Annotated in this window: 9 protein-coding genes and 2 pseudogenes; 5 read left to right on the plus strand and 6 right to left on the minus strand. The window is 46.5% G+C overall.

Features of this window, described 5'->3' with window-relative positions; genetic code table 11:
* The first annotated feature begins 38 nt into the window (after nt 1-38).
* Both CHA6605_RS04850 and CHA6605_RS04855 read left to right on the plus strand, forming a co-directional pair.
* Nucleotides 39-1,412 (plus strand): IS4 family transposase, encoded by a 1,374-nt coding sequence (locus CHA6605_RS04850; protein ID WP_015158054.1) that lies wholly within the window; start codon nt 39-41, stop codon nt 1,410-1,412.
* A gap of 176 nt (nt 1,413-1,588) precedes the next feature.
* Complete coding sequence (locus tag CHA6605_RS04855; protein WP_015158422.1) at nt 1,589-3,511, plus strand: heavy metal translocating P-type ATPase; 1,923 nt, start codon at nt 1,589-1,591, stop codon at nt 3,509-3,511.
* Nucleotides 3,512-3,755: 244 nt separating this feature from the next.
* Here CHA6605_RS04855 and CHA6605_RS35445 read toward each other — a convergent pair whose 3' ends face one another.
* Nucleotides 3,756-3,893 (minus strand): hypothetical protein, encoded by a 138-nt coding sequence (locus CHA6605_RS35445; protein ID WP_157259800.1) that lies wholly within the window; start codon nt 3,891-3,893, stop codon nt 3,756-3,758.
* 106 nt (nt 3,894-3,999) lie between these two features.
* Between CHA6605_RS35445 and CHA6605_RS35450 the strand changes: the two genes are divergently transcribed.
* Nucleotides 4,000-4,275, plus strand: coding sequence for a hypothetical protein (locus CHA6605_RS35450; RefSeq protein WP_157259802.1), 276 nt, complete (start codon nt 4,000-4,002; stop codon nt 4,273-4,275).
* Nucleotides 4,276-4,669: 394 nt separating this feature from the next.
* On the opposite strand, the gene CHA6605_RS31275 is transcribed toward CHA6605_RS35450, so the two are convergent.
* A complete protein-coding gene (locus tag CHA6605_RS31275) occupies nt 4,670-5,149 on the minus strand; it encodes a Crp/Fnr family transcriptional regulator (protein WP_015158424.1) in 480 nt (159 codons plus the stop codon).
* A gap of 204 nt (nt 5,150-5,353) precedes the next feature.
* On the opposite strand from CHA6605_RS31275, the gene CHA6605_RS04875 reads away from it, so the two are divergent.
* On the plus strand, nt 5,354-5,758 hold the full coding sequence (locus CHA6605_RS04875; RefSeq protein WP_015158425.1) for a Fur family transcriptional regulator: 405 nt from the start codon (nt 5,354-5,356) through the stop codon (nt 5,756-5,758).
* A gap of 78 nt (nt 5,759-5,836) precedes the next feature.
* Here CHA6605_RS04875 and CHA6605_RS04880 read toward each other — a convergent pair whose 3' ends face one another.
* Both CHA6605_RS04880 and CHA6605_RS04885 read right to left on the minus strand, forming a co-directional pair.
* Nucleotides 5,837-6,214, minus strand: a complete 378-nt coding sequence (locus CHA6605_RS04880) for a DUF1636 family protein (protein ID WP_015158426.1) — start codon at nt 6,212-6,214, stop codon at nt 5,837-5,839.
* 23 nt (nt 6,215-6,237) lie between these two features.
* Nucleotides 6,238-6,621: pseudogene (locus CHA6605_RS04885) on the minus strand (His/Gly/Thr/Pro-type tRNA ligase C-terminal domain-containing protein); the annotation flags it as partial.
* A 391-nt stretch (nt 6,622-7,012) separates the two neighbouring features.
* Here CHA6605_RS04885 and CHA6605_RS04890 point away from each other — a divergent pair.
* Nucleotides 7,013-8,383: an alkaline phosphatase PhoX gene (locus tag CHA6605_RS04890; RefSeq protein WP_015158427.1), complete on the plus strand. Its 1,371-nt coding sequence runs from the start codon at nt 7,013-7,015 to the stop codon at nt 8,381-8,383.
* Nucleotides 8,384-8,609: 226 nt separating this feature from the next.
* On the opposite strand, the pseudogene CHA6605_RS04895 reads toward CHA6605_RS04890, so the two are convergent.
* Both CHA6605_RS04895 and CHA6605_RS35455 read right to left on the minus strand, forming a co-directional pair.
* Nucleotides 8,610-8,846, minus strand: a pseudogene (locus CHA6605_RS04895) (hypothetical protein); the annotation flags it as partial.
* Between the two features lie 349 nt (nt 8,847-9,195).
* A complete protein-coding gene (locus CHA6605_RS35455; protein ID WP_015158428.1) occupies nt 9,196-13,917 on the minus strand; it encodes an SdiA-regulated domain-containing protein in 4,722 nt (1,573 codons plus the stop codon).
* Between the last annotated feature and the right edge of the window lie 205 nt (nt 13,918-14,122).

The following is a 14,122-nucleotide window of genomic DNA, read 5'->3' on the forward strand; positions in this document are numbered from 1 at the left end:
ACTGTTTCTAGTCAAGAGTTTGAGGGAATAGAGGCCTGATGACCAGCCGCCGAAGAAGTAACCGCGACCACGCCAAAAAGAACCACCAACCAGGTGTGGAAGATGAGATCATCGCCGCTCAAGTAGAGGCTTTATTGACACCAGCAATTTTCAATCAAAGTCATTACTACCGACAATTAGGGCTGAGAAATCGGCTGTTAAATTTACCCTTGATGATGGCAGCAGTGCTGACGCTACTGTGGCGGAATGTGCCAGGAGTCAGAGAACTAAGCCGAATGTTAGGGCGAGAAGGATTTTTGTGGTGTGAGCCAACACAAGTAAGTCAACAGGCGATTGCACAAAGATTTCTGACCTTTCCATCTGAGTTATTTGAGAGAGTGTTTAAGGAATTACTGCCAGAATTTAGAGTGAAGTGGCACCAGAGAAAACAGCGATTGTTGCCACAAAGCATTGAATTTGCTCAAGCAAAATTTGAGCGGATTTGGGCATGTGATGGCTCCACATTGGAAGCGATATTCAAGAAATTAGATAGCTTATCTGATGTGCCAATCGGACAACTAGCGGGAAAAATGGGAGTAGTCATAGATTTGGTGACGAGATTGCCGATTGAAATCTGGTTTAGAGAAAATCCCAAAGCTTCAGATGTTAATTTTGAGAAAGATATCCTGAATTTAGTAACATCGGGCACTTTATTGCTCTTGGATCGAGGCTTCTATCATTTCCAATTTTGGCAAGAATTAATTAACAGAGATATTCATTTTATTACTCGATTAAAAAAAGGTGCATCGCTACAGATAGAGCGAGTATTTAGCAATAGTTATAGTATCCGTGACCGAATAGTGCGGATGGGGTCTGGCACCAAAAAGACTCCATATATAACTGTAAGATTAGTCGAAATTAAAGTGGGTAAAGTCTGGTATTCTTATCTAACTAGTGTACTCGACCCATTGAATCTTCCTCCCTATGTAGTCGCCGATTTGTACGGAAGACGGTGGCGAATTGAAGAGGCTTTTAATACTGTTAAACGATTGCTCGGGTTGAGTTATTTATGGACTGGTTCAGTTAATGGAATTAAATTACAGATGTGGGGGACTTGGCTGTTTTATGCAGTTCTAGTCGATTTAGGTGATGCTGTAGCTGATGAATTATCTCTCCCATTCGACCGCATTTCTTTAGAGATGATTTATCGAGGTCTTTATCACTTTCATGTAGCTCATCATAAAGGTTTAGCTGCCAATCCAGTCACCTATTTTGCTGCCCCAGAGAATCAAGATTTAGGTATTGTTAAAACTGTTCGTAAACCTAATGTTAAGTTAATTATTGCACCTTTTCCTGATTCTATGAGTCGAACAGACAATTTTTTCTTCGACTCATCGCCTCAAGCCCGCTTGACAAGTGCGATCGCTTCTTAACTTGTCACTAATGGATAGTGCCGCACCATACGCGGTGTGATATCTCCGCCCACTGCTTCTGTGAGTTCTTTAATCGTCAAATACTCAGCTTCCATCTGTTTGGGATCTAGATTCGTACCTTGACATTAACATCAATGTCAAGGTGTAGGGTATGAAGGCAATCTATTTTTGTTGCTATGTCTTCCCCTTCCCTGTCTAGATCCCGTTGGCAAGCACTACTTAAAGAATACCCAGATGCGATCGCGGCTGGCGTTTGTGCGGTGCTGGTGTTGATAGGTTGGTTCACCCTAGATCGCGGCTGGTTGGGTTTTAGTTTGCTAATTCTAGCTGCCGCCTATGTCATTGGGGGATATCAAAACACTCTGGAAGGGTTGGGCACTTTGTGGCGAGAGAAAGAGCTAGATGTGGACTTATTGATGATTGTGGCAGCGTTGGGAGCGGCTGCTTTGGGGCTGTGGCGCAAGGAATACTACTTCATCGTCGATGGTGGGATGTTGATTCTGATTTTTGCCATTAGCGGAGTACTGGAAGGCTATGCAATGAGCCGGACAGAGCGGAGCATTCAGGGATTGATGAGCCTGACTTCTGATACTGCCCGCAAGCTTGTCGATGGGCAGGAACGAATGGTGTCGGTGGCTGAATTACAGCTTGGCGATCGAGTCTTGGTGAAGCCAGGAGAGTTGGTACCGACAGATGGGACGATCGTTGAGGGATCGAGCGAACTCAATCAAGCTCCGATTACGGGGGAATCAATGCCCGTTGAAAAAACCGTTGGCGATGAGGTATTCGCAGGGACGATTAATGGGAACGGTGCGCTCAAGATTCAGATCGATCGATCGCCAGAGAGTAGCCTAATTCAGCGGGTAATTCGGTTAGTAGAACAGGCGCAGACTGAAACACCTCCTTCTCAACAGTTCATCGAACGATTCGAGCGCGGTTATGCCAAAGCGATCGTCTTACTGGGCATTTTACTCGGTACTTTACCACCATTTCTACTCGGCTGGACTTGGGAAGATACAGTTTATCGCGCCCTGATTTTTCTGGTAGTAGCTTCGCCCTGTGCATTAATGGCAGCAACGATGCCAGCTCTATTATCGGGCATCGCGAATGGGGCGCGACATGGAATTTTGTTCAAGAATGGGGCGCAGTTAGAAGCGATCGGACAAGTTCGAGCGATCGCCTTTGATAAGACTGGAACACTGACTACAGGCAAACCTCAAGTCGTCCAAGTGATGGCGATCGAACATCCAGACAAATTGCTCCAAGTGGCTGCGGCTCTGGAAAACATGTCCGAGCATCCGATCGGAGCCGCGATCGTCCACGCAGCCCAGAAACAAGGCAGGGAATGGATTGAAGCCGTTAATGTTCGCTCTGAACCTGGACGGGGGATTAGTGGTAAAGTTGAGGGGAAAATAGCGGTAGTCGGTAAAGCCGCCTTTGTGCAAGCGCAAGCAGCTAATTGTCCAGAATCGTTGGCAAAACAGAGTCAAAAGTGGGAGCAAGAGGGCAAAACTGTTGTCTGGGTTGCTTATGACAACAACATCTTGGGGATTATCGCCGTTGCTGATACCGTCAGAGCCACAGCCGCTCGATCGATCCGCCACTTAAAACGCTTAGGGATCGATCGAATTGTGATGTTGACAGGTGATAATCAGCGTACCGCCGAGAATATCGCCCAGGAAATTGGGATCGATGGGGTGTATGCCGAACTCCTACCTGAAGCTAAACTTGAAGTAATTCGCCAACTCCAGCAACAATATCAGTCGGTGGCGATGGTTGGCGATGGAATTAATGATGCTCCGGCTCTGGCTCAAGCCTCTGTCGGGATTGCGATGGGGATTGTCGGCAGTGACGTGGCACTAGAAACAGCGGATGTGGTATTAATGGCCGATCGGTTGGAAAAACTCGAATATGCCATTCGGCTGAGTCGTCGCTCTGGGCAGATTGTCAAGCAAAACATCGTTTTTGCCCTCAGCTTTATTTTGATATTGCTAGTCGCCAATTTTACTGGCAATATGACCCTCCCATTAGGTGTCCTCGGTCATGAAGGATCGACCGTATTGGTGATTTTAAATGGTTTACGGTTGCTGAAAGATTAGGGAAATTTTAATTTGGATTGTGGTGCTGGCTGCACAGTGTCAGCGATCGCGATCGCCATACGGTTCGGTTAGTCAGCCAGCCTCTCCCAGATTTGCGGGCGACTGGTGGGGCAATTGTCCCTGTTTCAGGATCGGGTAAGACGTTAACGAGAATAAGGGGTCTAAATCCCCCTCCTTTAGGCTACCGTGTATACACAAGTCCAGTAACAAGCGCAAATGGTCGAAATCCCCCTGTCTTGTATCCCTAATCCGTCGGGGAACCCGACGACCCGATGGTAAAATCGGTAACTGTATTAGCAGATTTAGGAATTTCGGCATTAGCAATCCAGAATTGGTCTGCACCTGCGCCACCTGTGAGCGAGTTTCCTCCAACAGTTTGCACATAAAAGCGATCGTTCCCATCTTGCCCTTTAATCGCATCATTAGCACCGACAATAATCGTATCGTCACCCGTACCTGCATAAATCCGATTCCCACCTTTACTCTCAGTGGCATCGATCGTATCATTCCCAGCCCCAGCAAAGACGTTTTGCTTGGCTCCAGTGACATCGATCGTGTTTTCCTTAGTTGTCCCAAAAATAGCGGCTAAAGGTGCTGTTGGAGTTTCGATCGGTGGCGCATCAATTACCCCTGTATACTCAGTCGAAACGAATGTAGTAGTGCCTGGAATCTCACTAGCAATCTGCTTGAGTTTAAGCGTTTCACCATCTTCAATGCGGGCAATTACATCACCATCTTTAGTCGAGATTTGGAACTCTTTGTAAACTACCGGGTATATTCTTCAGATCCCGAAGGATACTTGCCATCAGTTACATCCTTTGCCACGGCTGGATTTTTGGCAATGTAGATTTTCTCATTCAGGAATGGATTAGTCGTCATGTTTTAGTTTCTGATGGGTAGATTGTTTAAATTGACACTCCACCTTGGAGTGCTATTCTGCACACTTGCCGCACATTTGTTGCGTCTCTTGTTAAGAGTACAATAAATTAGATATTTTGAGAATGATTATCATTCTTGAGATTTAGAGAAATATTCAAATGCGACTGAAACCGATTCGAGTAAGTACTGTCACAGTCTTGGCAGAAAATGTAGTTGATGTAGTGCGCTCTCGATCGTCCAAGCGATCGACTTTGTAACGAGATTATTTCGGGCTAACGATTAGCGGCAGCTAATACTCAGAGGGCGATTCGACCTGGGAGCGGCTACGCCAACGATCGGAATTATCGAACTGTGGCTGGTAAATGTAGCGAGATTTTCAACTAGTTTCTGAGGAGCAGGATCGCTTGACGAGTAGACAGATCGATTCTCCACGGGAGACGATCCGAGAACGATAAACAGCCGACGGTTATCTAAGTGGCGAATCGTCCCTTGAGACTCCAATCGTCTCATGCTGCGCGTAATCGTCACTCGTGTGGTGTTCAATGTTTCGGCTAGATCTTGATGAGTCAAGAAAGTTTTGAAGATTATTCCCGCCTCCCCCGCCTCGCCAAATCTTTGCCCCAGCCAAGTCAAGAGTTTCAACAACATCTCTTCAATCCGCTTACAACTGCGAATAATTAGTAGTTCTTGGAGTTGGTGAATATGTGCCAGCAATACCAAGTCGGGACAGTTTTCGGCAAGTAATGGTGATACTGTCATCTACATATACCTGACGGCTGGCTCTGGCTAACGTTAAGATGCCTTACCAATAAACTCACCAATGAAGATCGTGTTCGAGACATTTAGATATCGATCTTCAGAAATATTACCGATAGTTAAAATTTTAAGTTAGTGTCATGATAGTAATAGTCACTGTTATATAGTTAGGCAAAACTATATAGTCTTTTATCCAAAGCTGAAAATATGAGTAGTACTGGTCTAATCGCTCGATTAACTCCCCATCAAGAGCGTATTCTCAAAACTCTCGAAACAATTGAGGGTGAAATTTCCACCCAAGATTTATATATTCAATTGCGAAATACTCATAAAACATTGGGACTTGCAACTGTCTATCGCGGATTAGAAGTATTGAGATTGCAAGGATTGGTTCAAAGTCGGACTTCAACTGATGGTGAATCTTTATATAGTCTAGTTCAAAAACATCAGCATTATTTTACTTGTGTGCGATGTAGTAAATCGATGGAGATCGATGCTTGTCCGGTTTGTCAGGTCGAAGCTGAATTAGAACAAAAACAATCGCTCAAAGTCTTTTATCATACTTTAGAGTTTTTTGGTTTATGTACATTTTGTCAAGCAGCAGGTAATTAATCGATCGTTGATAATTGAAAGTTAGAGATCGTCCACTTGATGTTTTTTCCAATTCGGGTTTTACTTAGTACTTATTACTTATCTTGGAGAAGGTGGAATTCTGGCTAAAATGCTCTTTTGTAAGATTTCTGGTCGCTCGTTTCGTGGGATGATGCCGTCGGTGCTTGTATAGTAAAGATCGCACAATTGGAGAATTGCATCTGCACTATCTAGCGGTGATAGATCGCCAAACATTAAGCTAGTTTTGTTTGCTCCGGTTAAAGCAATCGCACATGGTCGTTTGCAAGCACTCAAACAGACTAACTCTTCAATTGCAAAATCAGATTTCAAAACCCAATTTTCAGCGAGATCGGAGACTCGATCGAGCAAATGTTTGCCACCTCGTTCGCCTAAATAATCTCGCTCTTTCAGGGAAAAAGAGCAAGATTTACAAACATACAAAACATGTTTAGCCATAGGTTCCTATTGTTTCGATCGAATTATAAAGAACTCTTAGTTTGAATTGCCTGTTGCATTTTTTGTTGAAGGTCTTCAAGATTGAGTACTCCTAAATCTCCACCTTTTCTAGTTCTAATACTCAAAGTTTGAGTTTCCATCTCCTTCATTCCAATTACACCCACCACTGGAATTTTTTCTAATTCTGCTGTGCGAATCATTTTACCCAACCGTTCGTGGCTACGATCGAGTTCTACGCGGAAACCAGCTTGTTGTAAAGTAGCTATGATTCGATCGCAATACTCTCTTACTTCCTCAGTTACAGGCAACAGCCGCAGTTGAATCGGTGCCAACCATAAGGGAAAATTCCCAGCATAGTTTTCAATTAAAATCCCAAAGAACCGTTCCAAAGAGCCAAAAATTGCCCGAACTGCATCGACTCAGCTTCGATCGATCGTGTAGCAAATACAGCCATTAGCTAATTGCACCATATTTTCATCTGAAAACGTTGGCTGGTTCGATCTAGTGTGGGTGGTAACAACTCGGAGACAGGTGACATATCAATCTGAGGCGAACCATTATTACAGTACCGATAATCACGAGCGTAATATTGGCTCTTCAGTCAGTTTAACAGATAGAATGATAATCGTTCTCGTATATCGCTGAATGATTCATCCCTGCTCGATCCATTAGCGACGCTCCCCGAATTCATCGATCTGGCAATTGTGGGGATGGTAGCAAGTTCGCCGATCGTCTAACACTCCCAGTAATTGATATAATCCTGTCAGCGACATCGATACCAAATTCATAATTTCCCCCATGTCTATTTCCCGTCGTCATTTCCTGACACTTGCTGGTGCAGGTACTAGCAGTAGCTTTATCCTGGCTGGATTAGAAAGTCTGTATCGGCAATCTGTGGCAATATCGGTAGCCAAATCGCCAACAGTTAAGGGTTACGGTGCGTTAGTCAAAGATCCGCGCGGAATTTTAGATCTACCAGCGGGATTTAGTTACAAAATCGTCTCTCAAAGCGGCAAACAAATGAGCGATGGCACGAGCGTACCAAGTAATTTCGATGGCATGGCCGCTTTTGCAGGCAAAAATGGTTCGACAATTTTAGTCCGCAATCACGAACTTCGTCTGAATGATAAGTCGCGGGTAATCGCTGCTCTCGATCGGATGTACGATCCTAATTGTAAGGGCGGTACGACAACTCTCTCGATCGATCGAAATCGTCAGTTAACTAAAGAATATGTATCTTTAGCAGGGACTAGCGTCAACTGTTCTGGTGGTAAAACGCCCTGGGGTACATGGATTAGCTGCGAAGAAAATATTGCGATGCCAGGGCTGCCAGATACGAGTAAAGGGATCGTGACCAAACCTCACGGCTATAATTTTGAAGTACCGATAAATAGCCAAACGCCAGTTTTACCAGTACCTTTGGTAGCAATGGGAAGATTTCGCCACGAAGCAATTGAAGTCGATCCGCGCACTGGTATTGTCTATCAAACCGAAGACGATCCGACTGGATTATTTTATCGGTTTATTCCCAAACAGCCTGGAAAATTAGCCGCAGGCGGGATACTCGAAGCTCTCAAAATCGTCGGCAAACCCCAAGTTAATACCAAACAAAACTTCCCACTCCGACAAAAATTTGCCGTAGAATGGGTGCGAATTGAAGAACCCAATCCGCCTGAAAATACAGTCCGGAGGGAAGGTTTTACTAAAGGTGCCGCTCAATTTATGCGCGGGGAAGGCATCTGTTATGTCAATGGTTCTTTTTACTTTACCTGCACCCAAGGTGGTAATGTTTTGGCAAATCTTACCGTGTCACCAGGGCAAGAAGCCAGAGGTAACGGGCAAATCTGGAAATATACCCCTGGAAAAACTGCTAAAAATGGTGGATCGATTGAACTATTTTTAGAACCCAATGACGATACTATTCTCGACATGCCCGATAATATTACGCTCGCACCTAACGGTCATTTAATCGCTTGCGAGGATGGCAAAGGCGAACAAAGATTAGTCGGCATTACTCCACAGGGTGGTGTTTATACTTTCGCTCGTAATGCCAGAGATAATAGTGAATTTGCTGGAGCATGTTTTTCTCGAGATGGTCGCACGATGTTTGTCAATATCTACGATCCGGGGCTAACTTTAGCAGTCTGGGGCAATTGGACAAAAGTATAATTAACCTGAGTTCGAGTTAATATTGGTGGGGATATTGACAGCGTTAATCATGGGGGCGAGGTTGGTGTCGGTGGTGCTGGCTCAGTCGTCGATCGAGTAATTCCTGCACTAATCGATCGCCTAGCGTGTTGGAGGTAATCGATATCACATATAAAAAAATAGGCTAAATAAATAAAGTGAATTACTTGTTTGGCCTATAAAGTTTATACAGAAAGCAAATTTGTGGTTAAGCAAATACAAACTGACTGGCATTACCAGGAGTCAAACTACTAGCTTGAATACCTGTCAGAAGTGCCAAAGTTTGACCGCCGAAGTTAATGGCAGTATCCGCACTAACTTGACTTAAAACTAAAGTTGTCGCACTAATTCCCAAACTCTTAGCACCCAGAATGCCGATGACATCGGTACCGATTTGGAAATCCAGAATCGTATTCGCGGCACCAGGAAGTTCGGCATTAGCGATCCTCACGCCAGTAGGGTGGGCACTGCCCACAGAACATATAAGGCCGTAGCAAAAAGAATTTAAACTGCTCGATCGATCGAACAATCCCTTCACTAATCGATCGATATCAACAAACCAAACTATTTATATTGATAAATTAAAAGACTTCAAACTGCTCGATCGATCGATTGCAATCTCTACACTAATCGATCGCCTAACATACCATAAACAATCGATCGAGTAATTCTTGCACTAATCGATCGCCAAGCGTGCTGGGGGTAATCGATATCACATATAAAAAAATAGGCTAAATAAATAAAGTAAATTACTTATTTGGCCTATAAAGTTTATACATAAAGCAAATTTGTGGTTAAGCAAATACAAACTGACTGGCATTACCAGGAGTCAAGCTACTAGCTTGAATACCTGTCAGGAGTGCCAAAGTTTGACCGCCGAAGTTAATGGCAGTATCCGTACCAACTTGACTTAAAACTAAAGTTGTCGCGCTAATTCCCAAACTCTTAGCCCCTTGAATGCCGATGACATCGATACCGATTTGGAAATCCAGAATCGTATTCGCGGCACCAGGAAGTTCGGCATTAGCGATCCAGAATTGGTCGGCACCAGCACCACCAGAGAGGAGATTAGCACCACCAAGACCGACATATAACTTATCGTTACCGTCGCCACCTAAACCTCGACCGTTGGTACCGAGGTATAAGGTATCGTTGCCAGCACCACCAGAGATCCGGTAGCCAGTAGCATCGCCAGCCTCGAAGATATCGTCACCAGCACTACCAAATGCGCGATCGTTATTGGCAACGTAGATGATGTCATTACCGCTACCTAAATCGATCCGGTTGTTACCAGCAGCAGCACCCGCGATCGCGACATCCACTTCGTCGTTACCAGCACCAGTAAATACGATGTCATTAATGCCGTCGAATCCTGCTGTCCCAGCAATTAATTTATCGACACCTGCGGTACCGGAAATTAGGCTAGTAGGATTGACAGGTGGCGGCGCGATGACGGTATCCTTCCGTGCAGCGAGGTTTTGAATCCGTTCGTCGAGGGCGGGAGCGGTATCGGCTTGGTTGAATGGTTTGGTAGGATTGGGGAAGGTCTGGACTAGGTATTCGGCGAGGGCATCTTGTTCGGAACCGAAGGGGGCAAAATTAGCTTTGCGGAAGCTGGTAGGTTCGACTAGTGCCGCGTCTTGTTTGCCGTTACGATTGAGGTCTTCACTCGCCTCAAAGCCGTTGTTATTGGTGTCGGGTTCGCCAAGGAGATCGACACGATCGAAGCGGGTAGGATTGGCAGTTTGGAAGGCTGGGAAGGGATAGCCATCGCCACCGCTTGCCAAGAAATTTAGGGTAATGATGCGGAAGGTGCGATCGGGATTGCCGACGACTTCGCCATTTTGGACGACTACCTGTTGGGCACCACCTGGAGTTTGGGCTTCTACTGCGAGGGAAATTACCCGATCGCCAGCCGGACGAGTCGCATCGAAGCTAAATTTAATCCCGCCAAACTGGCCGAATTGTCCGGGTGTCGCACCTGGAGCGGTGCCAGCGACCGAATGTTCGATCGTCTGTAAGAGTTGCGCTGCTGTCAGTGTGACTAGGGTTAAGCCATTATTGAAGCGGAGCGAGTTGGTGATGTCTAGTTGCGAGATATCACCTTCGGATTTATTCGCCAGCGGATTGGCTGCTGGTGGTGATTTGATGGCATCAGCAGCATTGGTACCGCCTGTGGGGAAGGTGACGCTCCCGATATTATCGCGAATACCGCCACCATTTTTAATGGAGATCGTGACAGTCGGATCGAGAGCCTTGGCGATCGCTAAATTGGCATCAGCACTGAGATTACCAAAGTTGGTTTCTTGAGTGCGGACATCGGAGCGAGTACCATTGAGGAACACATCGGTATGTCCGAAGATCGCGCCATCTTGTGCGGCGACGACGGTTTTGAGCTTATCGACGATCGTTTGGATTTCAGGATCGACTGAGGATTGCGCGTTGAGAGCGGTTACGCCTGCGGCATTAGTTGCATAAGCACCGCTGACAGTTGCGTCATAGCTACTAGGAACGATATTGCCATTGTCATCAAAATCGATGACGAGCCGCCCGACATATTTATAATTACCATCGGTGTTAATTAACGCGATCGGTTTGCCATCGGCACCAGTTAAGAATGTGGGATACTGACCTTGATTGGTATCGCCGGGACGTAAGACATCATTGCTATCTAATAAGCGGGTATTTGAACCGCCAGCCATGATGATATCGACATTTTTCAACCGTTTGGCTAGTTCTGTCTCGATCGAAATTTGCTGCATGTGCGCCATCACGATGACTTTGTTCATGTCAGGATTGGCGGCGAGCAAGGCATCTACGTCGGTCTGAATTATCGCAGCTAGGGCATCGAGTTCGGCAGGAGTGGGCGTACCACCAAAGGTGGCGGGGCTGACGGTGACATTACCAGGGCTGGAAATATTCCGCAGTGTGGGGGTTGTCGCACCGACGATCCCAATTTTTTGACCGTTGACATTAATAAAAGTCGTGCCCGCAATCTTACCAGCAATTTTATTTGCTTCCTGACCATCAGCGGTGACTAACGGTGCGAGGTTGGCATCGGGCGCAAAGTTGAGGTTGCCGCTCAAGTATGGGAACGCCGCACCAGGATAAGCGGGGAAGGCGGGGGTAGTTCCAGTCGCGGGGATTGCCGCCCCTGGTTTCAATAAGTTAGCGACTAACGTGGTGCCCAAGTCAAACTCGTGGTTGCCAAACGCGATCGCTTGCACGCCTAATTCGTTTTGAATCAGAATGTCCGCCCGTCCCTGTCCGCCGAAAGCGAGTTCGCTGGCATTGAGGAACGCACCAGGGATGTAAGCATCTCCAGAGGAGAGGATTAGGGTATTGGGGAAGTCAGGTGCGGTACCTGCGTCGCTACCATCTTGATTTTTGAGCGCGTTGAGGACGGCGGAAAGGCGGGGCGCATCTTCTAATGCGGGAATCCCCGCTTCTTGATCGGCGAAATGTAACAGTTGGAGTTTAAACATACCTGTAGGAGTTGGTGTTGTTGAATTAGCGATCGAACCTGGAGAGCCAATTTCGATTTTGTCGTTGGCAAGGATGGCTCCATTAGTCCCAGCCACACTCAAAGTCGAAATAGTTGGTAGGGTGGTAGTTCCGCCGAGTCCCGCCTGATTGTCGAATGTCGCAAAGGGGGAAGCCGTTGGGCTAGCACCGAAAGTCACACCCGTGACTAAGCTGCCAGCGGCATTGTAGAGATTTACCGCGTCACCGCCAGTACTCAAGCCGATGCCCGCACCACTGTAGTTACCGATCGTGAATCCGCTAGGAACGGTGCTACCAAACCACGCATTCTGAAACGCAGTTTTGGCGGCAGCGAGGTCGGTAGCTTCGATAAATACTACCGATTGCCCAGGGGCGATACTGGTGACACCATTCAGGGCGACAGCCGACGCAAATGAGTTGGAGTTGTCATCGACTTTCCAGCCAGTGATATCTACAGCGGTCGTACCTTTATTTGTCACCTCAAACCAGTCGGCAGCATAGGTTGTATTCCCACTCGCCCACGGTGTCACCTCAGAGACGAACAGATTCGGATTGGGGGCTGGTGGCGGGTTGGGATTGGGGTTTGGGTTAGGATTCGGGTTTGGGTTCGGATTGGGAGTACCTGTCGGTGCATAAACCCAAAGCTGGGGTCGATCGCTATTACCGCCGCCATTTTCACTGACGATGTATAAATTGCCATTTTTGTCTACAGTCAGCCCTTCATGCCCCTGGTCGGCAACGGATAGAGGATTGCCAGCATCTGTGACGATCGTTAACGAACTCAAGATTTTACCTGTGCGATCGACTTCGACGACTTTGCCCGATACTTGACTCAGTAATAAGATGTTGCCAAAATCGGCTTTGCCATTGAGTGCTGAAAGGTTGGACAATGCAAACACATCCGCCAAGTCGGACAGTCCCGCCAGAGCTGGATCGAAGAGATTCGTCGAGTTAACCGTAGTTGGCGAACCGTTACTTGCAGTCCCCGCTGCAAAATCGATCGTAGTTTGAAATACGCCTTGGGGTGATTCTTCTTTAACGGCAATGTAGCCGCTCGTCTGCGGATCGTAACTAATCCCTTCTAGCCCGATATTGCCGATCGTCGTACCGAGTTTGACGGTTTGGGTATTCGCTCTGGTTAGAGTAGTGTCTTTGGCATAAGTAAACGAGACGGCTTGACGATCGCGTTCTTCGACCATCACGAATTTACCACCACCGATGTAGGTCAAACCTTCAGGGTCGTAAAATTCGGTACCTTGCGGACTAGCTCCAGCCGCTAAGGTCATCGAGTCGATTAATTTACCAGTTTTATCGACTTGGACGATCGTTCTACCACCATCGCCGACGATAAATAACGTATCGGTATCGACGTTGTAAGTCACTGCGGAGGCTTCTTGAGCCAGTAGGTTGCCCGCAGGTACCGTAGTGCGGGTGGGTTCGGGCAGGTCGTAGCGACCGACGCGGGTATATGTAGACAAATCGATTCCCGCCAAAGTGGGGGTCGATATATAAGAGCCAGGATTACCGATATCGCCACCAGTTACCGATACTTTAGAGCCTTGAGCATCGCCAACGACAGACAGTTTCCATTTAGTCGGGTCATTGGTACCGAGGTTTGCTAGTTCTGTCCAGGCACTAACATTTTGGGTGCGTGGCGAACCCGCGATCGTCTCATCGTTGTAGGTCAAGCGATCGACTAACGTACCAGTAGGATCGTAAATATTAATCTCATCAGCACGTCCCAACCCTTGGTTGGAGCCGCCCAGGATCTTGACAGTTGCAGGGATGCCCCAAGCAGTCCGAAAGACATTCGCATCGACGGCTTCAGTAACGCTCGCCGATTCACCAGCTTTCAAAATCCCCAAACCAGTTAATAAAAACGAACCAGAAGTGCGAGTATTGTCATCAAAACTCCAACCCGTCAGATCGATCGGGGTAGTGCCAGTATTGGTTAACTCAAAAAATTCAGTATTAGCAGCGGTGTATGAATACTCAGTAATCCGGATCGCCATAATTTAGATGAATAGATAAAGGTTAGAAACTGCGATCGGCTGTAACGATGAGAGCCGATCGACAACTTAGGAATTGTAATTCGATTGCGATCGCATTCATGCTCTAAATGGAGTGTCATAATTTACGAACGACGCAAATCTTTGCTAGATAAAATCAAGTTATCGTTACTAAATTTGCTATTTGAACATATCGAGTATTCCTGAA

The sequence above is a fragment of the Chamaesiphon minutus PCC 6605 genome (assembly GCF_000317145.1).
Lineage (GTDB): Bacteria > Cyanobacteriota > Cyanobacteriia > Cyanobacteriales > Chamaesiphonaceae > Chamaesiphon > Chamaesiphon minutus.

Excerpts from the sequence above, each read along its gene's own strand:
- CHA6605_RS04850 (WP_015158054.1), top strand. The coding sequence starts at position 39 with ATGACCAGCCGCCGAAGAAGTAACCGCGACCACGCCAAAAAGAACCAC.
- CHA6605_RS04855 (WP_015158422.1), top strand. The coding sequence starts at position 1,589 with ATGTCTTCCCCTTCCCTGTCTAGATCCCGTTGGCAAGCACTACTTAAA.
- CHA6605_RS31275 (WP_015158424.1), bottom strand. The coding sequence starts at position 5,149 with ATGACAGTATCACCATTACTTGCCGAAAACTGTCCCGACTTGGTATTG.
- CHA6605_RS04875 (WP_015158425.1), top strand. The coding sequence starts at position 5,354 with ATGAGTAGTACTGGTCTAATCGCTCGATTAACTCCCCATCAAGAGCGT.
- CHA6605_RS04880 (WP_015158426.1), bottom strand. The coding sequence starts at position 6,214 with ATGGCTAAACATGTTTTGTATGTTTGTAAATCTTGCTCTTTTTCCCTG.
- CHA6605_RS04890 (WP_015158427.1), top strand. The coding sequence starts at position 7,013 with ATGTCTATTTCCCGTCGTCATTTCCTGACACTTGCTGGTGCAGGTACT.
- CHA6605_RS35455 (WP_015158428.1), bottom strand. The coding sequence starts at position 13,917 with ATGGCGATCCGGATTACTGAGTATTCATACACCGCTGCTAATACTGAA.